Here is a 22,591-nt window from a genome sequence, read left to right as displayed (position 1 = left end):
CCCTGTAGGAGCGAGCCCTGCTCGCGATGCGATGGGTCAGTGACATCTATGCTGACTGACCCACCGTCATCGCGAGCAGGCTCGCTCCTACAGTTGGTTTCCGGGAACTTTCTACTTGCGGCTTTGCTGCCAGGCCGCCGCCAACCCGCTGCAGCAGATCACGGCAATGCCGAGCACGGTGGTCAGTGTCGGCGTATGGGAAAACAGCAGCCAGCCCAGCAGGCCGGCGAAGATGATCTGGCAATAGCTGAACGGTGCCAGCAGTGCCGGTGCCGCGAGGCGGAAAGCCTGGGTCAGGAACAGGTGAGCCGTCATCCCGCAGGCCCCCAGCGCCAGCATCATCGCGCCATGCACCAGGTTCGGCGTCTGCCAGAAGAACGGCACCAGCGCACTCATCACCAGCGTGTTGCACAAGCCTGCGAAGAAGTTACTGGTGGTCGGGCTGTCGATCTCGCTGAGCTTGCGGGTCAGCAGTTGGTAGAAGCAGAAAAACAGCGCCGAGCAGAACGGCAGCAACACCGCCGGGGTAAACAGATCGCCCCCGGGGTGAACGATGATCAGCACTCCGCTAAAACCGAAAATCACTGCCAGCCATTGCCCCCGGGTCACACGTTCGCCAAGCAGCGGTACCGACAGCGCGGTGACCAGTACCGGAGCGAGGAAGTTGACCGACGTGGCCTCGGCCAGCGGGATGTACATCAGCCCCGTGGTGAAAAACAGACTGGTGCCCAGCAGGCACAGTGCCCGGATCACCTGCAGCAATGGCCGTTTGGTACGCAGCACCCGCAGCCCGGACTGCGGCAGGAAAATCCCGGCCATCAACAAGGTGTGAACCACGTAGCGCGCCCAGACCACCATGACAATGGGATAGAAACCGGAGAGGTATTTGGAAAAGGCGTCGTGGGTGGAAAACAGGAAGGTCGCGACAATGATCAGCAGGATCCCTTTGAAGGGCTGATTGACGCCGGAAAGCGGGGTGCTGACGGTCATTGGGTTTCCTTTATTACATCCTTATTTTGTAGGAGCGAGCTTGCTCGCGATGAACCTGAGGGCGCCATGTTTTTCCAGGCAGCCTTCATTATCGTTGACGACCATCGCGAGCAAGCTCGCTCCTACCAGCGAAAGGTGCGCAGCACCGATTAGAGCCGCGCCAACAATTCCCGGGTTTTATCCAGCGCCATCTGCGCCCGCTCCAACCCACTCACGCCCTGCTCCAGCAACTGCACGGTGGGAATCTCCAGGCTCAATGGAATGTCAGCCGGCAAACCGCGCAACAACCCCTGCAGATCACAATCGCCATCGCCGGGAAAACGCCGTTCGTTACGCGCCTGACGCAAGATCTCCGCCATATCCGCCGGCCGTGGTCCTGCGACGTCACACAACTGTGCATACCGTAACCGTGAGGGGGCAACTTTGACCAGTTCTTCCAACAGCGATCCAGAGCGGTCGAAGTGAAAGGCGTCCACCAATACGCCGCCGTTTTCACGCCCGGCGTTTTCCACGATTCGCGCGGCTTGTTGAAGATTGCGCGCATCGGTCCAGGGCATGAACTCCAGATGCGGGTGCAGCCCATAGGCTGCCGCCAGATCACAGAGCTCGGCAAAATGCTGCGTCAGCCGCTGTTCGTCAGGATCGTTACCGGCCACCAGCAACTCACTGGCGCCGAACTCGGCACCCACAGCGAGGATTCTTTCGAAATCGGCGACGACGGTTTCCGGTTTGAGCCGCAGGATTTCGACGTCCAGCACCCGAATACCGGTATCGCGCAGACGCGCCAAGGTCTGGCGCCGCAGTTCGTGGTCGGCCACCAGGGCAAAATGGTGCTCCTCCGGGGTTGCCGGTACCAGACGCAAGCCGACATGGCTGTAACCGGCCCGCGCGGCGACCTCGACCATATCGGGCGGTGACAACTCCAGCACGGTCAGGCTGGCCAGGGAGAAGATACGCTCGCTCATGCTCACCCCTCGATCAAGGATGGCGCGCAGGCACGCCCGGTTTCGGCGGCTTCGCGGATGGCTTCGATCAGCGCCAACGTACGCGCGGCATCGGCGGCACTCACCAGCGGCTCGACCTCCCGGCGCGCAACTCGCACGAAGTGCTGCAACTGCAAGCGCAGGGCTTCATCGGCACTGAAGCTTTCCTGGGTTGCCAGCAACGGTTGATGCCAGCCGCCATCGACTTCGTTGTAGTGCCAGCGTTTAAGCTGCGGAATACTCAGCGCCCCACCTGTCCCGGCCAGCAAGTAGCACGGTTGATCAGGATGACGCGGATACACCGGGTTCTCCCCCGAATCCAGCTCCCAGCTCCAGGGTGCAGCCACCGCATCGGAGCCGGTCAGGCTGCCCAGTGCACCGTTGTCGAATTGCAGCAGTATTGCCGCGCAATCTTCGTTGGCAAACCCGCGAATGGCGTTGCTGGTGATGGCCTGAACCTGGCGCACTTCACCGCACAAATGCCGCAGCAGATCGAGGTCGTGGATCAGGTTGGTCAACAGCATCCCCGCGCCGGCCTCGCGCCGCCAGGGTGTTTCAAAATAGCTGTCGGGCTTGCGCAACTGCCAGAGTGCCGTAACCGTGGTCAACCGACCCAATGCGCCGCTGTGGACAAGCTCGTGGGCGCGGACGATCAGCGGATTGTGGCGACGATGATGTCCGACCAGTACCGGAACGCCACTCGCCTTCGAGGCAGTCACCAGCTCCCTGGCTTCATCCAGGTGCACGCCCACCGGTTTTTCCAGCAATACCGGCACGCCGGCCGCGAGGCAATCGAGGGCCGTGCTGACGTGCAGCGTGTTCGGGTTGGCGACTATCACGGCGTCCGGTTTCGCCTGCTCCAGCATCTGACGATGATCGGCGAAACAGGCTACGCCCCATTGCGCCGCAAGACTGGCCGCCTGCGGTCCCGGATCGGCCACGGCGCACAACGTCGCTTCAGTCAGGGATTGCAGATGCTGGTAGTGCTGCTGGCCCATGTTGCCAGCACCGATCAGGGCGATGCGAAGTGGCGAATTCAAGATACGGTCCTCTTGTGAGTGTTATTGGAGCGATGAACTCCAATAATTTAGAACCTGGTTCCAGATTCTTACACAGACCTATCCTGAAAGTGTTCGAACAGCGCACAGCTTCTCAAGCTGAACACTGTTCAAAATGTGGGAGCGGGCTTGCTCGCTCCCACAGTCGATTTGCACAGGCCTTAGTTGAACAACTCCGACGCCAGGCTCGCTGCACTCAACTCCTCGGTGTACGCCAGCAACAACGGCGCCAGCTCATGCAACCGCGCCCCCGGCATCCGTGCACTCGGCCCGGCGACGCTGAGCACGCCGATCACCCGCCCATCGGCGGGATGGCGCACCACTGCCGCAATCGCCGAAGTGCCGACCGCCGAGCTCTCCTCGACCCAGGCGTAGCCCTGGTCCCGCGCCAGACGCAGGCGTTCGAGCAATTCGATGTTCGAGCGCGGCGCGTTCGGCCCCACATGTTCCGGCACTTGTGCGCCCTGCCGCTCCACCAGCGACAAGGCTTCGGCATCGCTCATGCAGGCCAGCCACGCATGCCCAGAGGCTGTGTAAAACAACGGCGCATCGCGGCCCATGTCCGGGTCGTAACGCAGACCGGAGCGCGCGCCCTGGGACTTGGCGATCCAGGTCTGACGCTCACCGTCGATCACCCCGAGACGCACCAGTTCGCCGGTTTCCTGCGCCAAGCGGTCAAGCACTGGCTGCACGATGTCGGCACCGCTGCTCGACAGGTAACGGAAGCCCATCGCCACCAGTTTGGTCGAGAGGTGATAACGCAGATTATCCGGATTCTGCCGCACGTAACCGAGGCGGATCAGCTCGGCCAGCAGGCGATGGGTCGCGCTCTTGGGGATATCCAGTTGCTCTGCCAGGGTCTGCATCGGCAGGCCACGGGGATCGCTGGTGAGGCTTTCGAGCACACTGAAAACACGTTCGATCTGACTGCCGGCCATGGTCGCCTCCACGCAAAATTTGCTCGATTCTAGAAGACATCTGAACGAATGCGAAATCTGGAACTGAACGTTCGATAACCGCCCGTTTTACACCATCAAGACTTGTTCGGCCTCACCTGATTCTTATATTTTCTGGAACAAGATTCCAAAACAATAAAACGCCGGAGTTCAAACAATGCCTGCCCAAGCGCACTTTCTTCCCGACATCGACTGCGATGTGCTGATCGTTGGTTCCGGTGCGGCGGGACTGTCGGCGGCCGTGACCGCCGCGTGGCATGGACTGAAAGTCATAGTGGTAGAAAAGGACCCTGTGTTCGGCGGTGCCACGGCCTGGTCCGGTGGCTGGGCCTGGGTGCCTTGCAACCCGCTGGCCCGGCGCGCAGGCATCGTCGAAGACGTTGAACTGCCGCGCACTTACCTGAAACACGAACTGGGCGAGCGCTTTGATCCGGCAATTATCGACGCTTTCCTGGAAGCCGGCCCGCGGATGGTGTCGTTCTTCGAGCAGTACACCTCGCTGCAATTCGCCGACGGCAACGCCATTGCCGACATTCATGGCGACACGCCGGGGGCAGGCACCGGTGGACGCTCGGTGATCGCCGCCCCGTACGACGCACGAAAAGTCGGCACACTGCTCAAGCGTCTGCGCAAAACCATGCGGGAAACTTCGTTCATGGGCATGCCGATCATGGCGGGGGCGGACCTCACGGCATTCCTCAACCTGACCCGTTCACTGTCGGCGGCCTGGCACGTTACGCGGCGTTTCAGTCGTCACCTGTTCGATCTCGTCGTACATGGCCGGGCGATGCAACTGGTCAACGGCGTGGCCTTGGTGGCGCGCCTGGCGAAATCCGCCGATGACCTCGGTGTGTTGCTCTGGGAATCAGCGCCCGTGAGTCGATTGCTGCGCGAGAATGACCAGGTACGAGGTGCGGCGGTCAACACCGGCAAAGGCTCGGTGCGCATCCATGCACGCAAGGCCGTGGTGCTCGCTGCGGGTGGTTTCGCCAATGACATCGACCGCCGCAAGGCACTGTTCCCCCGCACACCGACCGGGCATGAGCATCTGGCCTTGCCACCCCTCGGCGTTTGCGGCGATGGCCTGCGCCTGGGCGAAAGTGCCGGTGCCCGGGTGAATACCGACATGGCATCCGCCGTCGCCTGGGCACCGGTTTCGCAGGTGCCGCACAGCGACGGCAGCACGGGACACTTCCCGCACATCATCGAGCGCGGCAAGCCGGGCATCATCGGGGTGCTGAGCAACGGCCAGCGCTTCGTCAATGAAGCCAACGGCTACTACGACTACGTCACGGCCATGGTCGCCGCCGCCCCGCCGGGTGAGGAAGTGGCGTCGTGGTTGATCTGCACCCATGGTTTTCAGCGTCGATATGGCCTGGGCATCTCTCGGCCATTTCCGGTGCCGCTGTCATCCTTCATCCGCAGCGGCTATCTGAAAACCGGCAACACCCTTGAGGAATTGGCTGCAGCCTGCGGCATCGACCCGGTTGGCTTGCGCACCACCGTGTCGGACTACAACCGCCACGCGCGCAACGGCGAGGACCCGCAATTCGGCCGTGGTTCCACACCCTACAACCGCAAGCAGGGTGACGCACTGCAACAGCCCAACCCATGCGTCGCACCGATCGAACAAGGCCCCTTCTATGCCGTGAAAGTCCAGCCGGGCTGCTTCGGTACCTTCGCCGGGCTCAAGGTCAACCAACATGCCCAAGTCCTGGATGGCGCGGCGCAACCCATCGCCGGGCTGTACGCGGCGGGCGGCGACATGGCCAGCATCATGGGCGGTCACTACCCCGCTGGCGGCATCAATCTCGGCCCGGCGCTGACCTTCGGCTACATCGCCGCGCGCCATATCGCAGGTGTCACTGCTTATGAAAAGGAGATCGACCATGCAGCACATCATTAACGCTCAGGGTTTGAACATGCCGAAACTCGGCCTCGGCACCTGGCCAATGCTCGGCGAGGAATGCACCCGAGCAGTGGAGCAGGCTCTGGCCCTGGGTTACCGGCACATCGACACGGCAGCGGCCTACAACAACGAAGACGCGGTCGGTCAGGCGCTGGCGAACAGTCCGACACCCCGCGAGCAGATCCACGTCACGACCAAAGTCTGGTGGGACCAACTGCAACCCGACGCCATGCGTCACTCCATGGACCGTAGCCTCAAAGCCCTGCGCAGCGAATACGTCGACCTGTTCATGCTCCATTGGCCAACCACCGATTGGGATTTGCCGCGCACCATAGAAACCCTGGTGTCGTTCAGGGAGCAAGGCCTGGCGCGCAACATTGGCGTGGCGAATTTTCCACTGCACCTGCTACGCAAAGTCGTCGAAGAACTGGGGGCGCCGCTGTCGGCGATCCAGGTCGAGTACCACGTGCTGCTCGGACAAAACGCCCTGCTCGACTACGCCCGTCAACAGGATCTTGCGCTGACAGCCTACACGCCACTGGCGCGCAACAAGGTATCCGACATTCCGGCCATCCGGCTGATCGCCGCGAAACACGGCGTACTGCCGACGCAGGTCGCGCTCAAATGGCTGCTTGATCAACCCAACGTGGCCGCGATCCCCAAGGCCAGCAGCGAGCCCAATCAACTGGCCAATCTCGCGGCGCTGGATGTGCGACTGGATGATGAAGACCGTGCCTTGATCGCCAGCCTGTCCAAACGCGAGCGCCAGGTCAGCCCTGACTTTGCGCCGGTGTGGGATGCATTCGACGAATAATCCGCAGGACCGGCGATCGCTCTCACGATAAAAACCCATCGCCCGAGGGAATTCGATGGGTTATCCGTGTTCAATACAAGCCTGAGACCTTCTCGGCAACCCTTCACGGGTAGCCGGGAATCAACCTGTGCGCGGAAAAAAGACGGACGGCCGGACTGGCGCCGCTCCCACTTGGCAGCAACACTCATCGGACGACGCTTTCCCCGGAACAGAAGAGGATTCCCACATGCTATGGAAAAAAGGCCGACGCAGCGACAACGTGGTCGACGCCCGTGGCGATGATGTCGGCGGTGGTGGCGGCGGCATGCGTTTTGGCGGTGGCAAGGGTTTGAGCCTGACGGCGATCCTCCTGATTGTCGGCATCGGCTGGATCACCGGCCAGGATCCACTGCAGATCCTCGGACAACTGACCGGGCAAATGGAGCAGCAATCGGCGCCCGCCACCAACCAGAGTCGCCAGGCACCGCCGGCCAATGATGAGAGCGCGGAATTCGTGCGCTCGATCCTCGGCGATACCGAAGACACCTGGGGCGCGATATTCCAGCAGGCCGGCCGCCAATATAAGGACCCGACCCTGGTGTTGTTCAGCAACCGCGTGAATTCGGCCTGCGGTCTGGCCACCTCGGCGACCGGCCCCTTCTATTGCCCGGGCGACCAGAAGGTCTACCTGGACATGGCATTCTTCCAGGAGATGTCCCAACGCTTTTCCGCCGCGGGAGACTTCGCCCAGGCCTACGTGATCGCTCACGAAGTCGGACACCACGTGCAGACCCTGCTTGGGGTGTCCACGAAAATTCAGGCAGCGCGCCAACAAGGCCGGCAGATGGAAGGCGACGGTGGTTTGCTGGTTCGCCAGGAACTTCAGGCCGATTGCCTGGCCGGCGTCTGGGCCAACAATGCGCAGAAGCGCCTGAACTGGCTGGAACCGGGCGACATCGAAGAAGCACTGAACGCCGCGAACGCCATCGGCGACGATCGTTTGCAGCAACAGGGTCAGGGCCGTGTAGTCCCGGACTCCTTCACCCATGGTACGTCGGCGCAACGGGTGCGCTGGTTCAAAACCGGTTTCGCCCAAGGCCAGGTTGGCCAGTGCGATACCTTTGCGGCGAAAAATCTGTAAATGAAGAAGTGGTTGTTGGTTGTTCTGTTTACTTGCGCAACGTCCCAAGCCGCCGAGCATGGGGTCAAGGAACTCAGCTCAGGGCGCCTGCTGTTGAAGTCAGGTGAAATCGCGGTGGGCATCAGCCCCGCCCCGGCAAAAATCGAACGGGTGCTGATCATCCTCCACGGTCGCTTGCGCAATGCGCAAACCTATCTGCAGAGTGGTGAGCACGCGGCCGAACTGGCGGGGCAAAGCGCAACGACCCTGGTGATCGCCCCGCAATTCCTCAATGAAACCGACGTTGCGGTCCATCCGGTGGCCGACACCGTTTTGCGCTGGCAAGGCAATGAATGGATGGCTGGCGGCGAATCCACGGCACCCTTTCGGCTGAGTTCCTACGCGGCGCTCGACGAAATCATCGCCCGCTTGGGTGACCGTCAGCAGTTTCCGGATGTGAAGCAAATCGTCATCGCCGGGCACTCCGGCGGCGCGCAGGTGGTTCAGCGCTATGCGTTGCTCGGCCACGCGCAATCCGACCTCGATGCAGCCGGCGTGCAGGTGCGCTACGTGATCGCCAATCCGTCCTCCTACGCTTATTTCGATGAGCGCAGGCCCGTGGCGTTCAGCCACGCCGGCTGCCCGAATTTCCATCGCTGGAAGTACGGGCTGGCGGATTTACCGGCTTACGCCGAAGGACAAACCGCAGCACAGTTGCAGGAAAGTTACCTCAAGCGTGAGGTCGTTTATCTGCTGGGGCAGCAGGACACCGACCCGAATCATCCGGCGCTGGATAAAAGCTGTGAAGCCAGGGCGCAAGGGCCGTCTCGGTTGGCCCGCGGGCGTTTTTACTTTGACTACCTGAAGCGGCTGGCACCCAAGGGGTTGAACCAGCAACTGATCGAAGTGCCCGGGGTCGGGCATAACGGGGATGGAATGTTTACCTCGCCAGAGGGGCAGAAGGCGTTGTTCGGGCAGTAGTATTTGTGGTGTCTGGAAGGGCCTCTTCGCGAGCAAGCCCGCTCCCACATTGGACCTGCGGTGTACACATCATTTGTGAGCACCAGAGATCAAATGTGGGAGCGGGCTTGCTCGCGAAAGCGGTTCACCCGACAACAACGCCCTCAAGCCAAAAGCATCTGCCGCAACTCAACACAATCCGCCGCATGCCAATCGGTCAATTCCGGCCATGGATTATCCGGCAGATTCACCAACACAGTCCGCGCTCCCGCCGCCCGCCCACAATCGAGATCGAAGCGGTAATCACCGACCATCACCATCTCGCTCGCCGGCACCTTCCATGCTTCGGCCAGTTTCAGCAACCCGCCCGGATGCGGCTTGGGCGGAGCATCATCGCGGCCCAACACATCCTCCAGCGCAAAGCAGTCGGCCAGGCCAATGGCCTCCAGCGTGACATGCGCCAGCTCCCGGGCGTTGCGCGTGAGAATGCCCAGGCGATAACCACGCCCGGCCAGTTCGCGCACCAGTTCCACCGCGCCCGGCGCCGGTTGCGAACCAAGGGCCAGGTCCCGCTCGTGCTCCAGCAGCCACGCATGTTTGGCTGCGGCTTCATCGGCCGGCAGTGCGGCGAGGTGGGTCAGGATGTCGTGTTCGGCAGGAATCGCCAACGCCACGCGAATCGCCGCGAAGTCGTGCACGGCCACCGTCAGGGTGCCGTCCATGTCGAACACCCAGTGACGCACGTCGGCCAGGCTCATGCCCAATCCTTGCGGTGACGGATCAAGCCTTCCTGGGTGACCGAGGCCACCAGTTGCCCGGCGCGGTTGAACACGCTGCCACGGGAGAAGCCACGGGAATTGCCCGCCCACGGACTGTCCATCGCATAGAGCAACCAGTCATCGGCACGCAGATCCTGGTGGAACCACAGCGCGTGATCGAGGCTGGCGACCTGCATGTCCTTGTGCCACACCGACTTGCCGTGGGGCTGCATCGAGGTAACCAGCAGACCGAAGTCCGATGCATAGGCCAGCAGATATTTATGCAGCGCCGGCGAATCGGCCAGCGCCCCGTCGGCGCGGAACCAGACGTACTTGACCGGATCGGAGGGCAGCGGGTTGTAGGGATCTTTCTCGGTGACCGGGCGAAATTCGATCGGCTTCGGGCACAGCAGTTTTTCGCGCATTTTCTCGGGGATCAGGTGCGCGCGCTGCTGGGTGATTTCCAGCTCCGATGGCAGGTTTTCCGGACCGACCACTTGCGGCATTTCGGTCTGGTGCTGAAAGCCTTCTTCGTCGTACTGGAACGACGCACTGCACGTGAATATCGGGTGGCCCTTCTGGATCGCCGTCACCCGACGCGTGCTGAAGCTGCCACCGTCACGCACCCGGTCAACCTGATACACCACCGGCAACCCGGCATCGCCTGGGCGCAGGAAATAGCCGTGCATCGAATGCACATGGCGCGCCTCTTCAACCGTCTGACTGGCCGCCGACAGCGACTGACCGAGCACCTGACCACCGAACAGCTGACGAAAACCCAGGTCCTGGCTACGGCCACGGAACAGGTTTTCTTCGATCGGTTCCAGCGTCAGCAGGTCGACCAGATCTTCCAACACTTGGCTCATTCAGACTCTCCTCACACAACGCAATACCGCGCAGTCTTGGCTGCGGCGGTCGATTCAGTTTCTGGCCCGGGCCAACATGTGGTCCATTGTAAACGTCCGTGTCAGGTTATCCATGCAAGGTTTGCAGCCATTGTTCACGGCTGATGCGGTACAACACGTGGTGATGCAGGGGATGATCGACGGAGAGCTTGGGATGATCGAAGTCATCGGCCGGATCGTGATGCATGCCAATCGCCTGCATGACTTTCTGCGACGGCAGATTACTGTCAGCGGTAAAGGACACGACTTCGCTCAGCAGCAAGCGGTCAAACCCGCAGCGCAGAGCGGTCCACGCCGCTTCACTGGCGTAACCCAACCCCCAGTGCTCGCGGGCCAGGCGCCAGCCGATTTCCGTGGCCGGGGTGAAAGGCGCGTCGAAACCGACCACACCGAGCCCGGTAAAACCGATGAATTGGCCGGTGTCCTTGCGTTCCAGAGCCCATAGGCCGAAACCATGCTCGGCGAAATGACCACGGATTCGCCCGATCAATGAGGCGCTCTCCAGCCGACTCAAGGCTGCCGGGAAATAGCGCATCACCTGCGGATCGGCACACATCGCCGCAAAGTCAGGTAAATCTTCATCGCGCCACTGGCGCAACAGCAGCCGAGCGCTTTCAAGCTCCAGTATTGGCTCCATCGTGCCCCGCCCCTCCATTTCAATGTCGCCAGTCTACAACGCTGGTAGGATCCGTCTCTCATTCCTACATGAAATGACCATGCCACTGCCGCTGATTTATCACGAAGACTACAGTCCAGAGTTTCCGGCGGATCACCGCTTCCCCATGGACAAGTTCCGCCTGTTGCGCGATCACCTGGTGGGCAGCGGCCTGACCCGCGACGCCGATCTGCTGCGCCCGGACCTGTGTCCCGCAGAGATTCTCGCCCTCGCCCATGACCCTTCGTATATCGAGCGTTACATGAGTGGCGAATTATCCCGCGAAGACCAGCGCCGCCTCGGCCTGCCCTGGAACGAAGCCCTGGCCCGACGCACGGTACGGGCGGTGGGCGGCTCGTTGCTGGCGGCCGAGCAGGCGCTGGAGCATGGTCTGGCCTGCCACCTCGCGGGCGGCACCCACCATGCGCACTACGATTACCCGGCCGGGTTCTGCATCTTCAATGACCTGGCGGTGATCAGCCATTACCTGCTGGAAAGTGGTCGGGTGAACCGCGTGCTGATCTTCGATTGCGACGTGCATCAGGGCGACGGGACTGCACGAATACTTCATAACACCCCGGAAGCGGTGACCGTTTCCCTGCACTGCGAAAAGAACTTTCCCGCACGCAAGGCCGAAAGTGATTGGGACATTCCACTGCCCAAAGGCATGGGCGATGCCGACTACCTGAAGGTGGTGGACGATGCACTCAACTACTTGCTGCCGCTCTACCAACCGGATCTGGTGCTGTATGACGCCGGGGTCGATGTGCATAAGGACGACGCCTTGGGTTATCTGAAGCTGACAGACGAAGGCGTCGCCGCCCGCGATGAAAGCGTGATGCGCCATTGCCTGGGCCGTGACATTCCGGTGGTCGGGGTAATCGGCGGCGGCTACAGCAAGGACCGCCAGGCCCTGGCACGCCGTCACGGCATCCTCCATCACAGCGCGCAGCGCGTATGGCAGTCATCAGGTTGTCACTGAGCTGTGGATGCTTTACCCACAATGCCTGTGGAGCTGCCTGTGGATAACCTGAGTGAAAGGGCCTGCAGCCCATGCGGAGCTTGAGCTACAGAGCGCTGGTTGTTTTTTAACCAACCCTCGAATTCACCAAAGATCCCTGTAGGAGCGAGCCTGCTCGCGAAAAACGCAACGTCGCCGCCGGGCATCCGGTTTCCCGCGTAATCGTTCAAGACCATCGCGAGCAGGCTCGCTCCTACGGAGGTCTGGGCTGGTAGAATGCCCGGCTTCATTCGCCAAAACCGCAGCGCACTCCATGACCCGATCTTCGACCTCCTCCCCTTCCCGCGTCGCCATCATCGGTGGCGGCCCCGCCGGTCTGATGGCGGCCGAAGTGTTGAGCCAGGCCGGGATCAAGGTCGACCTGTACGACGGTATGCCTTCAGTGGGGCGAAAGTTCCTCCTGGCCGGCGTCGGCGGCATGAACATCACGCACTCCGAAGCCTACCCGGCATTTCTCTCACGCTACGCCGAACGCGCCCCGCAGATCGCCCCGCTGCTGCGCGGCTTCGGCGCCGAAGCGTTGTGTCAGTGGATTCATGAACTGGGCATCGAAACCTTCGTCGGCAGCTCCGGCCGGGTATTCCCCACCGACATGAAGGCCGCGCCGCTGCTGCGCGCCTGGCTCAAACGCCTGCGCGACAGTGGCGTAGTTATCCACACCCGCCACCGCTGGCTCGGCTGGGACGAGCGTGGCGGATTGCGTATCGACAGCCCGGAAGGCGAAACAACCGTGCAAGCCGATGCCACCCTGCTCGCCCTCGGTGGCGGCAGTTGGTCGCGCCTGGGTTCGGACGGCGCGTGGATGCTGCCACTGGAGCAACGCGGTGTAGGACTGGCGCCGTTGCAACCCAGTAATTGCGGCTTCGAGGTGCAAGCCTGGAGCGAATTGATGGTCAGCAAATTCGCCGGCGCGCCGCTGAAAAACATCGCCATCGGCCTTAACGATGACGTGCCGCGACTCGGCGAATGCGTGATTACCGCCACCGGAATTGAAGGCAGTCTGATCTACGCCCTGTCGGCCCCCATCCGCGAGGCAATCAACCGGCACGGTTCGGCAACCATTCATCTGGACCTGTTGCCGGGCCGGCCTGTGGATAAAGTTGCAGCGGCGTTGGGCAAACCCCGGGGATCGCGCTCCATGGCCAAGCACCTGCACAGTCAGTTGGGCATCGATGGGGTCAAAGCGGCGCTATTGCGTGAACTGACCAGCGCCGACTGCTTTGCCGACATGGCCTTGCTGGCCAACGCGATCAAGGCTTTGCCACTGACACTGGTGAAAACCCGACCACTGGACGAGGCCATCAGCAGCGCTGGCGGGGTGTTGTTCGAGGCGATGGATGAGCGTTTGATGCTCAAGCAACTGCCTGGCGTGTTCTGCGCCGGGGAAATGCTCGATTGGGAGGCGCCGACCGGCGGCTATCTGCTGACCGCGTGTTTCGCCAGTGGGCGAGCGGCGGGGTTGGGGATGGTTGAATGGTTACAGCGCAAAGATTGAAGGCCGCAGCGCGCCCATCGCGAGCAAGCTCGCTCCCACATTGGAATTGTGTCGATCACAAATCCCCTGTGGGAGCGAGCTTGCTCGCGATGGCGGCTTAACAGACGCCGAAGTTAATCAAGGCTTACGCTTACGCGGCCCGGTATTGAACACCGGCACCTTGCGCACAGGCTTGATCGAAGGCTCCGCCGGCGCAACCTCACCGCTATCAACCCACCGACCCAGATTGCGTTTACCACCGCCACCACCGGAAGCCTTGGGCTTCTTCGGTTTTTTCGGCTTTTTGACGACCTGGCCAGTGGCATCGGTGTCCGGCACGCGGTGCTCGGGTTCGAAGTCCGGTTCGTTCTGCCGCTTCAAAGTCTGGCGGGTCAGCATCTCGATGGCCGACAGCAGATTCACTTCATCGGCGCAGACCAGGGAAATCGCCTCGCCGGTCGAACCCGCGCGACCGGTACGACCGATGCGGTGGATGTAATCCTCAGCGACGATCGGCAAGTCGAAGTTGACCACCAACGGCAGGTCTTCGATGTCCAGGCCACGGGCTGCCACGTCGGTAGCGACCAGGATCTGCACTTCACTCGCCTTGAAGCGGTCGAGCGCACGCTGGCGGGTCGCCTGGGGTTTGTCGCCGTGGATGCCGTCGGCGTTGATGCCCAGGCCCTGAAGTTTCTCCACCAGCGCGTCCACGCCGTTGCGGGTCTTGGCGAACACCAGCACCTGCTTCCACTTGCCCTTGCGCATCAGGTGCACGAACAGTTCCGGCTTGCGCTTCTTGTCCACCGTCACGATCCATTGCTTGACCGTATTGGCTGCGACGTTGCGCGGGCTGACTTCGATGCTCAGCGGGTCATTGAGCATCTGCCCGGCCAGCAGGCGGATGTCATCGGAGAAGGTTGCGGAGAACAGCAACGTCTGACGTCTCTTCGGCAGCGCACGGTAAATGTTCGCCAGCTCCTCGGAAAAGCCCAGGTCGAGCATGCGGTCGGCTTCGTCCAGCACCAGGGTTTGCAGCTGGTTGAACTTCAGCGCGTTCTGGCGGAACAGGTCGAGCAAGCGGCCCGGAGTCGCTACCAGCAAGTCGACGCCACTGCGCAGCTTCATCATTTGCGGGTTGATGCTGACGCCGCCGTACACCGCGTAAGTGCGCAATGGCAGGTTTTCGGCGTACTGGCGCACGGCTTCGTGAACCTGCTCGGCCAGTTCGCGGGTCGGTACCAGGATCAGCGCGCGGACCGAGTTGGCGGTGACTTTCGGCCCTTCCATGGCCAGCAGTTGCAACAGCGGCAGGGCGAAACCGGCGGTCTTGCCGGTGCCAGTCTGGGCGGCGGCCATCAGGTCGCGACCGGCCAGCACCGCCGGAATGGCTTGCGCCTGAACCGGCGTCGGAGTCTGGTAGCCGAGCGTCTCGAGGGAGCGCAGCAAGGGTTCGATCAGGCCAAGGGTGGCGAAAGTCATGGGAATACCGTAGGAAAATTCAGCGCGGTTGTGCGAAACAAGAGTGCAATGGCGCGCAGTTTACCCTAATTCACACGGGATTCTGTCGGCACTACCGTCGGCACGACCTTCTCCACCGGCTGCTGCGGCTTACGACGCCACTGCGGCAAGCCAATCAGCACCACGGCACTGATAATCACCAGCATGGCCAGTGCTTCCTCGACTCCAATGGTCTCACCGACAAACACGATCCCCAGCAACACCGCCACCGCCGGGTTGACGTAGGCATAACTGGTGGCAGCGGCCGGACGCACGTGCTTCAACAGGTACATGTAGGCGTTGAAGGCGATGATCGAACCGAACACAGTCAGGTACGCCAGCGCAGCCCAGCCTTCAATCGGCGGAACCTTGTCCAGATGCTCACCGCTGACCGCACTGCCGATCAGCAACACCACGCCACCCACCAGCATTTCCACGGCACTGGCCATCGCCCCTTGAGGCAACGGTAAATGCTTGCTCCACACCGAGCCGAAGGCCCAGGTGGCCGCCGCAAAAATCAGCAGGGCTGCACCCAACGGGCTCGATTGCAGGTTGGAGCCGAGGTTGAGCATGACGATGCCGATCATTCCGAGCGCAACGCCAGCCCATTCGAGACGGGTATTACGCGCGCCCCAGAAATAGCCACAGAGCAAGGTAAACAGCGGCACCGTTGCCACCGCCAAAGCGGCCACTCCAGAAGCCACGCCGGTGTGTTCGGCCACGCTGACCGCTCCGTTACCGCACGCCAGCAGCAATACGCCAATGATCCCGGCGGCTTTCCACTGCGCCCAGGTCGGCGCCGGCGCCCCGCGCCAACGCAGGAAGGCGTACATCAAGGTCCCGGCAATGACGAAGCGGATGCCGGCGAGTAGCAGCGGCGGCCAATACTCCACGCCGATGCGGATCACCAGGTAGGTCGAGCCCCAAATCACGTACAAGGCGAAAAAGGCTGCGATCAACGGTAAGGGAAAGCGACGTAGGCCGGACATGGGGCAACTCACAGGCAGAACAGGTGAACGGCTATTCTAGAAAGGCTGGAGCCGGAAAATAAGTTACAAAACCTTTTTAAACCGCCAGTACACTTTTCAAAACACGGTGTTCATGGCAATAAACCGTGTTTTCGAAAGTCCGTCATTTTTCAGGAGTGCCACGATGGATAAGTACGACCGCATGCTGCTCAGCGCCCTGCTGGAAAATGGTCGCGCGTCCTACGCGGACCTGGCGCGCAAGGTCAACCTGTCCGCCCCGGCCGTGGCCGAGCGCGTGGCCAAGCTCGAAGCCAGCGGCGTGATCACCGGCTATCAGGCAAAAGTCGACATGGCCAAGCTCGGCCTGCCGATCCAGTGCGTGATCGAACTGCGCCTGAACCAGCACGGCAACCAGAAAGCCTACGACGACCTGATCAAAATCCCGCAATTGACCGAATGCCATCGGGTGACCGGCGATCCCTGCGTGATCATGCAAGCGGCGGTGGGCTCGATGCCGGAGCTGGAAGAGCTGATCAACCGGATCGCCACGTTCGGGTTCAGCAAGACGTCGATTGTGTTGTCGAGTGCGATAGAGAAGCGGGTGCCGCTGGGGCAGTTGGAGGCGAACGGCAAATAACTTTTCTGTAGGAGCGAGCTTGCTCGCGATGGTCGCCAACGATAACGCGGGGAACCTGACACCCCGTGTTGTTCTCGGGTTCATCGCGAGCAGGCTCGCTCCTACAGGGGATTTGCGGTGTTTTCGGGATCAGCGATAACGCTTGAGGTGTTCGCCCACTTTCGCCGCCGGCACTTTCTGCAACTTGCACAGCAAGTCATGGGACAGCTCGCGCAAGCCGTGTTTCTGGCGCAACTCTTCGGCCAGGTGCGCGGTCAGGTTGGCCGCCATCTCGGCGTCGGCCATGGCCCGGTGGGCCTTGCCGGTGTGGGGCAGGTTGGCGAACGTGGTGAGGGTGCCGAGTTTGTGGTTCGGCGCAGCGGGCATCAGGCGGCGAGCCAGCAGCAGCGAGCAGGCAAAGTTCTGCAGGCGGGTGCGTTTGATTCGCCCCAGTTCGAAGTCCCAGAACTTCTGGTCGAACGCGGCGTTGTGCGCGAGCAACGGCGTGCAGCCGACGAATTCATTCACTTCGTTCATCACCTGCTCGGCCGACGGCGCAGTGCGCAGCATGGCGTTGCTGATGCCGGTGAGTTGTTCGATGAAGGCCGGGACGCGCACGCCGGCATTCATCAGGCTTTGGTAACGCTCGACGATGCGCCCCTGCTCAAGGATCACCACGGCGATTTCCGTGGCCCGGCAACTGCTGCTCGGTGAGATCCCGGTGGTTTCAAAGTCGATGACTGCGATGCGTTCCAAACCTGGTTCTACTCCGTAAAAATCAATTCTTGAGCAGCAACGCGCCTTCGATCGGCACGTAGCGGCTGGCGGCGCGTATCAGCGAGTTGGCGGTCAGGCCCGGCACGCCGTAAGCCACTGCTTGTACGCCGTGTTTGCTGATAATGCGTTCGAGCAGCATGTCGAAATCACCGTCGCCGGAGGCCAGGACGATTTCATCGACATGGTCGGCGGCATCCATGATATCGAGGGTGATGCCCACGTCCCAATCGCCCTTGGCTGAGCCATCGCTGCGCTGGATATAGGGTTTGAGCTTCACGGTGAAACCGAGGTTGCGCAGGATCTGCTGGAACTGCTGCTGCTTGCTGTCACCACGGTCGATGGCATAGGCGTAGGCTTCGACGATCTCGCCCTGCTTGCTGATGTCAGCCCACAGTGCGGCGTAGTTGAAGTGGCAACCATAAGCCTGACGCACGGTGTAGTAGAGGTTCTGGACATCGGCGAACACTGCGATTTTTTTCACCGGCTTTCCTCAGGGCTGAATCAGGCACCAGGCCCGAAAAGTCGCCCAGTATGCCAGCCCTGAGGATTGTTCCGCGAATAATCGGCCCGGAGCGCGGTTGCGCTCCGGACGAATGGCGTATCAGACGAAGGAATCGTCGTCGCCGCCGAATAACGAGTCATCGCTGTAGTCAGCGTCGCTGAACCCGCCCTGATCGTTGCTGTAGGAGTCGTTACCGGCCATGCGCTGGTCATCGCCCCAGCCATTGTTGCCCTGGTCGTTGACCTGGGCCGGCTCTTCCTTGATGACTTCGACGACTTCCGGTTGTTGATTGTGATGGAACAGGCTGCTGATGCCTTGTGCCAGCATCACGCCACCCGCCACGCCTGCGGCGGTTTTCAGCGCACCACCGAGGAAACTGCTGCCGGCCGCTGCCGGAGCCTGTTGCTGTGGTGCATAGCCCTGCTGGGGAAAGTTCTGCGGCGGCGCGCCGAAGTTCTGCTGTGGCGGTTGCGAACCGAACGACGAGCGTCCCGGCTCGCGCCAGCCACCGCTCGAGGGTAGTGAGCTCTGGGTGGGTGCAGGCTGTGGCTCACGAGAGTTGCCGCCAAAGATGCTCGACAAAAAGCCACCGCTGCTCGGCGCTGGGGCCGGGGTCGCCTGGGCCTTGGCCTGTTGCAGTTCGGCCTGCAACTGCTGGACTTGCTGGGTCAGTTGCCTGTTCTGTTCATCGAGGCTCTTGATCGCCGCCTCTTGCACCAGAATCGCCTGGGTCATGAAATAACCTGCCGCGGGCTGGCGCGTCAGGTGTTCCTTGATCCGCGCCTCGGCTTGGGCGTCGCGCGGGGCTGAGTCCGTTTCGGCCTGCTGCAGCCGGGAAAACAGTCCATCGATCAGGGTTTGTTCTTCGCTGTTCATGGCGACCTCGTAGATTGCCGGGAAAATCGTTGCCTTTATCCAATGAGGATAAGGTGCCTGACCTTAATGGAGGCTGAAACAAGATGTTTCAATGACATTTACCGAACGTTTACGTTTGCGTCTACGAGCGCTTGATCGGTTAAAGTGAGCCACTGCTTCCAACCTGCGATACCCACTGATGAATCCGTTAGATGTCCTGCGTGACTCGCTGTATTTCTTCAAGCGCAATCTGGGCCAGATCGTGCAGCTGTGCCTGCCGCTGGTGATGCTTGAGGCGCTGCTGCAACAAGTGGTCGACCACTCCACCGAGCCGGACAGTTTCCCCGGCATCAGCGTGATAGTCGGCTTGCTGGTGTACCCGCTGTACACCGCTGCGCTGATTCTGTTTCTCGACGCCCGCAGCCGCGGCGAGTCGCCGCGCAACCGCGACCTGCTGGCGATGGCGGCGAGCCTGTGGCCACGCTTCGCCCTGCTCACGGCGCTCAATACCGTGCTGATTCTGCTGGGCCTGTCGCTGTATTTCCTGCCGGGTATCTACCTGATGGTGACCCTGGCGTTTGGCGAATACCTGCTGGTGTTGCGCGGCCTGGCGCCACTGGCAGCCATGAAGGAAAGCCTGCGCATGACCCAAGGGCATTTCTTGCGCATCCTGCTGTGCATTCTGTGTGTGATGGGGCCGTTGTGGCTGCTCAAAGGCGTGACGCTGGCAGCGTACCCCGAACCTCAGAACCCGGTGGTATCCATGCTGATCGACAGCGCACACAGTTTCCTGCAGCTGTTTACCAGCGTGGTGCTGTTCCGACTGTTCATGCTGATCAACCCGTTGCCTGAAAGAAATGACAGCTCGCTCTGACCTTGGGCGCGACCTTCGCTCTCGGGTATGCTCGGGAACAATCCTGTAACGCTAATAAGCCGAGCCATGACCCGTCTACTGCGCTACATCCTGCCGGGCCTGCTGATCGTGATCGGCCTGATCGCCGCGATGATCTACAGCCTGACCTGGCGCCCCGATGCCAAAGAAGTGTTGACCGTCAGTTGCAGTGCCCAGGCCCCCTCCCTGGTCCCCGGGCAGGCATTGAAGGTGATGACCTGGAACGTCCAGTACCTGGCCGGCAAGCGCTACGTATTCTGGAATGACCTGGCCGCGGGCACCGACGAACGTCCCACAGCGGAAGACATGGCTTTCAGCCTTGACGAAGTGGCGCGGGTGATTCGTGACGAACAACCGGACATCGTGCTGCTGCAGGAACTGGACCACGGCGCCAAGGCCAGCGATTACCAGCACCAGTTCAAGCTGCTGCAGGAGCGGCTCGCCGACTTGTATCCGTGTGGCACCAGCGCGTTCGACTGGAAGGCCGACTTCGTGCCGAATCCGCACATCTTCGGCAGTGTCGGCCGGCAACTGGCAACCCTGAGCCGTTATCGGATCGAACATGCCGAACGGCTGCAACTGCCAGTTGCCTCGGGCAATCCGGTCAGCCGCCAATTCAAACCCAGAAACGCCTTGCTGGTGAGCTACTTGCCATTGAGTGATGGCGGGCAAATAGCGGTGCTCAATACCCATCTGGAGCGCGCCAATCGAGCCGACAACACCTTGAAAAACCAGGTGAACGCCGTGGCCAGGGCCCTCGATAAACTCGAAAGCCGTGGCACGCCGTGGTTGATCGGTGGGGATTTCAACCTGCTGCCGCTGGGCCAGTATCAGCGCCTGCCCGATGCACAACGCGCGCCCTACTCCGCCGACAGCCTGTTACACCTGCTGTGGGACAAGTACCCGATGATCCCGACCAACAACGAAGCCAGTGGTATCGACCGCGAGCGCTGGCTGACCCACTACCCGAACGACCCCGGACTGAACGGCCCGGACCGGACCGTCGACTACCTGTTCTACAGTCCGCGGATCAAACGGGTGGAGGCGATGGTGCGGCAGGACGATACATTGCGCATCTCCGATCACCTGCCGGTGATTGCGCGGTTTCTGCTGCCGGTTGCGCCCTGACACCTCACCCCAGCCAGACACAAAACCTGTGGGAGCGAGCTTGCTCGCGATGGCGTCGTGTCAGTCGACATCAATGCTGAATGACAAATCGCAATCGCGAGCAAGCTCGCTCCCACAGGGATGGTGCACGGGCTGGAATCGGGTTTAATGCACCTCTTCCAGATCATCATGCAGCAGCCCGAAGATCTCGCGCTTCATCTCGATGAACGAGCGCTCCATGACCATGTCCAGGTTGCGTGGACGCTCGATCGGCACATCCAGAATCTGCTTGATCCGCCCCGGCCTGGCACCCATCACATACACCCGGTCGCCCAGCAGAATCGCCTCGTCGATGTCGTGGGTCACGAACAACACAGTCTTCTTGCTGTTGCCCCACACCCGCAGCAACAACTGCTGCATTTGCAGGCGCGTCTGGCTGTCGAGAGCCCCGAAGGGTTCGTCCATCAGCAGGATCTGCGGGTCATTGGCCAGTGCGCGGGCAATGGCGACACGTTGCATCATCCCCCCGGACAACTGTTTGGCGTAGTTGTCGGCAAAACCGCTCAGGCCCACTTCATTGACGTAGTAATCGACGATGTCCTTGCGTTGCGCCGCCGGCATGCCACGCCGCTTGAGGCCGAACTCGACGTTCTGGCGCACTGTCAGCCACGGGAACAGCGTGTAGCTCTGGAACACCATGCCGCGGTCCGCGCCGGGGCCTTCGACCTGCTGGCCGCCAACGTAAATCTCGCCCGAGGTCGGTTCGGCCAGGCCGGCGGTGAGATACAGCAGGCTCGACTTGCCGCAACCGGAAGGCCCCACCAGTACGGCAAATTGCTGGTCCGGCACTTCGAACGACACTTCCTCCAACGCGGTAAAGGTACCGCCATCGGGTTTCTTGTAACTCAGGCTGACCTTGTCCACCTTCAGCCGTGGCGCGTTCACCGGGGCGGCCTGGGGGGCGACAAAACGATGAGTGGCGGCGGTTACTGAGCCCATGCGGTGATCCTCAGACGAAGGAAACGGAACAGTTGATCGGTGACCAGGCCCAGCAGGCCGATGATCGCGATGGCGAGGAAAATCACATCCACCTGGAAGCCACGCATGGCCTTGAGGCTCAGGTAACCCAGGCCACTGGATGCGGCCACCAGTTCAGCCACCACCAGGTAAGTCCAGGCCCAGCCCATGGTCACCCGCAGGGTGTCGAGCACGCCCGGCAAGGACGCCGGGGCAATCACATGCAGCACCGCGTCACGACGGTTCGAGCCAAGGGTGTAGGAGGCGTTGATCAGGTCCTTGGAGATGCCTTTGGACACGTCCGCGATCATCACCAGTTGCTGGAAGAACACGCCGAAAATGATCACCGACACCCGCTGCTCCAGACCGATGCCGATCCACAGGATGAACAGCGGTACGAACGAGGTCACCGGCAGGTAGCGAATGAAATTCACCAGCGGCTCAAGGAAGGCCTGGACGATGCGAAAGCTGCCCATCAACAAGCCCAGGGGCACCGCCACCAGGGACGACACGATGAAACCGACCATCACCACTTCGACACTGGCCCACACATGTTGGCCAAGGGTGCCGTCGCGGCCTAACCGCACGGCGGCCTCGACCACCGCGCCCGGCGTCGGCAGGAACATGCCCGGCACCACGCCGCCGTAGGACAACCCGGCCCACAGGCCGACCAACAGCACCCAGGCCAGGCCGCTCGCGCTCCAGATCACCGAGACCGGTAATCCGGTCTTGGGCGTGATGCAGCGGCTCAGCCATGAATTGCGCTTGAACATGCAGC

At 61.6% G+C, this 22,591-nt stretch carries 23 protein-coding genes; 9 read left to right on the top strand and 14 right to left on the bottom strand.

From position 1 onward, the window contains the following. Positions 1 to 111: 111 nt before the first annotated feature. From AC1Q6Y_RS13980 to AC1Q6Y_RS13965, 4 genes are all read right to left on the bottom strand, one after another. Positions 112 to 990, bottom strand: coding sequence for a DMT family transporter (locus tag AC1Q6Y_RS13980; protein ID WP_057713203.1), 879 nt, complete (start codon positions 988 to 990; stop codon positions 112 to 114). Between the two features lie 149 nt (positions 991 to 1,139). Beyond that, complete coding sequence (locus AC1Q6Y_RS13975) at positions 1,140 to 1,955, bottom strand: sugar phosphate isomerase/epimerase family protein (protein ID WP_492624704.1); 816 nt, start codon at positions 1,953 to 1,955, stop codon at positions 1,140 to 1,142. A 2-nt stretch (positions 1,956 to 1,957) separates the two neighbouring features. Next, on the bottom strand, positions 1,958 to 3,013 hold the full coding sequence (locus tag AC1Q6Y_RS13970) for a Gfo/Idh/MocA family protein (protein WP_154862145.1): 1,056 nt from the start codon (positions 3,011 to 3,013) through the stop codon (positions 1,958 to 1,960). A gap of 179 nt (positions 3,014 to 3,192) precedes the next feature. Then, a complete protein-coding gene (locus tag AC1Q6Y_RS13965) occupies positions 3,193 to 3,969 on the bottom strand; it encodes an IclR family transcriptional regulator (protein ID WP_218497978.1) in 777 nt (258 codons plus the stop codon). Positions 3,970 to 4,144: 175 nt separating this feature from the next. Between AC1Q6Y_RS13965 and AC1Q6Y_RS13960 the strand changes: the two genes are divergently transcribed. The 4 genes from AC1Q6Y_RS13960 to AC1Q6Y_RS13945 all read left to right on the top strand — a co-directional run bounded on the left by AC1Q6Y_RS13960 (position 4,145) and on the right by AC1Q6Y_RS13945 (position 8,790). After that, on the top strand, positions 4,145 to 5,893 hold the full coding sequence (locus AC1Q6Y_RS13960; protein WP_492624703.1) for an FAD-dependent oxidoreductase: 1,749 nt from the start codon (positions 4,145 to 4,147) through the stop codon (positions 5,891 to 5,893). Further along, positions 5,877 to 6,710, top strand: a complete 834-nt coding sequence (locus AC1Q6Y_RS13955; protein WP_492624702.1) for an aldo/keto reductase — start codon at positions 5,877 to 5,879, stop codon at positions 6,708 to 6,710. The genes AC1Q6Y_RS13960 and AC1Q6Y_RS13955 overlap by 17 nt, the downstream gene beginning before the upstream one ends. Positions 6,711 to 6,936: 226 nt before the next feature. Continuing rightward, entirely contained in the window at positions 6,937 to 7,830 is an 894-nt protein-coding gene (gene ypfJ / locus AC1Q6Y_RS13950; protein ID WP_057713197.1) for a KPN_02809 family neutral zinc metallopeptidase, read from the top strand. Continuing rightward, positions 7,831 to 8,790, top strand: a complete 960-nt coding sequence (locus AC1Q6Y_RS13945; RefSeq protein WP_492624701.1) for an alpha/beta hydrolase — start codon at positions 7,831 to 7,833, stop codon at positions 8,788 to 8,790. Positions 8,791 to 8,933: 143 nt separating this feature from the next. On the opposite strand, the gene AC1Q6Y_RS13940 is transcribed toward AC1Q6Y_RS13945, so the two are convergent. From AC1Q6Y_RS13940 to AC1Q6Y_RS13930, 3 genes are all read right to left on the bottom strand, one after another. Further along, positions 8,934 to 9,527 (bottom strand): HAD family hydrolase, encoded by a 594-nt coding sequence (locus tag AC1Q6Y_RS13940; protein WP_095942027.1) that lies wholly within the window; start codon positions 9,525 to 9,527, stop codon positions 8,934 to 8,936. Further along, entirely contained in the window at positions 9,524 to 10,393 is an 870-nt protein-coding gene (tesB, locus tag AC1Q6Y_RS13935) for an acyl-CoA thioesterase II (RefSeq protein WP_090451550.1), read from the bottom strand. Before tesB ends, AC1Q6Y_RS13940 begins: the two co-directional genes overlap by 4 nt. A gap of 106 nt (positions 10,394 to 10,499) precedes the next feature. Then, positions 10,500 to 11,069 carry a GNAT family N-acetyltransferase gene (locus tag AC1Q6Y_RS13930; protein ID WP_150813523.1) on the bottom strand — a complete coding sequence of 190 codons (570 nt, stop codon included), beginning with the start codon at positions 11,067 to 11,069 and terminating at the stop codon, positions 10,500 to 10,502. Between the two features lie 79 nt (positions 11,070 to 11,148). On the opposite strand from AC1Q6Y_RS13930, the gene AC1Q6Y_RS13925 reads away from it, so the two are divergent. Beyond that, positions 11,149 to 12,069: a histone deacetylase family protein gene (locus AC1Q6Y_RS13925; protein ID WP_090451553.1), complete on the top strand. Its 921-nt coding sequence runs from the start codon at positions 11,149 to 11,151 to the stop codon at positions 12,067 to 12,069. Between the two features lie 292 nt (positions 12,070 to 12,361). After that, positions 12,362 to 13,603 (top strand): TIGR03862 family flavoprotein, encoded by a 1,242-nt coding sequence (locus AC1Q6Y_RS13920; RefSeq protein WP_489339266.1) that lies wholly within the window; start codon positions 12,362 to 12,364, stop codon positions 13,601 to 13,603. A 117-nt stretch (positions 13,604 to 13,720) separates the two neighbouring features. Here AC1Q6Y_RS13920 and rhlE1 read toward each other — a convergent pair whose 3' ends face one another. Together rhlE1 and yedA are read right to left on the bottom strand one after the other, a co-directional pair. Continuing rightward, on the bottom strand, positions 13,721 to 15,061 hold the full coding sequence (rhlE1, locus tag AC1Q6Y_RS13915) for an RNA helicase RhlE1 (protein WP_492624700.1): 1,341 nt from the start codon (positions 15,059 to 15,061) through the stop codon (positions 13,721 to 13,723). Between the two features lie 65 nt (positions 15,062 to 15,126). Then, a complete protein-coding gene (gene yedA / locus AC1Q6Y_RS13910) occupies positions 15,127 to 16,068 on the bottom strand; it encodes a drug/metabolite exporter YedA (protein WP_057713189.1) in 942 nt (313 codons plus the stop codon). 163 nt (positions 16,069 to 16,231) lie between these two features. Here yedA and AC1Q6Y_RS13905 point away from each other — a divergent pair, with 163 nt between their 5' ends. Next, positions 16,232 to 16,684 (top strand): Lrp/AsnC family transcriptional regulator, encoded by a 453-nt coding sequence (locus AC1Q6Y_RS13905; protein ID WP_102670812.1) that lies wholly within the window; start codon positions 16,232 to 16,234, stop codon positions 16,682 to 16,684. A 129-nt stretch (positions 16,685 to 16,813) separates the two neighbouring features. Here AC1Q6Y_RS13905 and AC1Q6Y_RS13900 read toward each other — a convergent pair whose 3' ends face one another. The 3 genes from AC1Q6Y_RS13900 to AC1Q6Y_RS13890 form a co-directional block, all read right to left on the bottom strand. After that, entirely contained in the window at positions 16,814 to 17,419 is a 606-nt protein-coding gene (locus AC1Q6Y_RS13900; RefSeq protein WP_046041719.1) for a 3'-5' exonuclease, read from the bottom strand. A 22-nt stretch (positions 17,420 to 17,441) separates the two neighbouring features. Then, a complete protein-coding gene (locus AC1Q6Y_RS13895; RefSeq protein ID WP_007990686.1) occupies positions 17,442 to 17,921 on the bottom strand; it encodes a LabA-like NYN domain-containing protein in 480 nt (159 codons plus the stop codon). A 120-nt stretch (positions 17,922 to 18,041) separates the two neighbouring features. Further along, complete coding sequence (locus AC1Q6Y_RS13890) at positions 18,042 to 18,818, bottom strand: DUF2076 domain-containing protein (protein WP_492624699.1); 777 nt, start codon at positions 18,816 to 18,818, stop codon at positions 18,042 to 18,044. 178 nt (positions 18,819 to 18,996) lie between these two features. On the opposite strand from AC1Q6Y_RS13890, the gene AC1Q6Y_RS13885 reads away from it, so the two are divergent. After that, positions 18,997 to 19,671 (top strand): YciC family protein, encoded by a 675-nt coding sequence (locus tag AC1Q6Y_RS13885; protein ID WP_492587865.1) that lies wholly within the window; start codon positions 18,997 to 18,999, stop codon positions 19,669 to 19,671. Between the two features lie 66 nt (positions 19,672 to 19,737). Continuing rightward, positions 19,738 to 20,817: an endonuclease/exonuclease/phosphatase family protein gene (locus tag AC1Q6Y_RS13880; RefSeq protein WP_492624698.1), complete on the top strand. Its 1,080-nt coding sequence runs from the start codon at positions 19,738 to 19,740 to the stop codon at positions 20,815 to 20,817. Positions 20,818 to 20,961: 144 nt separating this feature from the next. Here AC1Q6Y_RS13880 and AC1Q6Y_RS13875 read toward each other — a convergent pair whose 3' ends face one another. Further along, positions 20,962 to 21,795, bottom strand: a complete 834-nt coding sequence (locus AC1Q6Y_RS13875; RefSeq protein ID WP_090451570.1) for an ABC transporter ATP-binding protein — start codon at positions 21,793 to 21,795, stop codon at positions 20,962 to 20,964. Next, entirely contained in the window at positions 21,783 to 22,586 is an 804-nt protein-coding gene (locus AC1Q6Y_RS13870) for an ABC transporter permease (RefSeq protein WP_007990681.1), read from the bottom strand. The genes AC1Q6Y_RS13875 and AC1Q6Y_RS13870 overlap by 13 nt, the downstream gene beginning before the upstream one ends. Positions 22,587 to 22,591: the final 5 nt, after the last annotated feature.

The organism is Pseudomonas sp. GW823-FHT06E10 (assembly GCF_058794995.1).
This window is presented reverse-complemented; position numbering and strand designations above follow the sequence as displayed.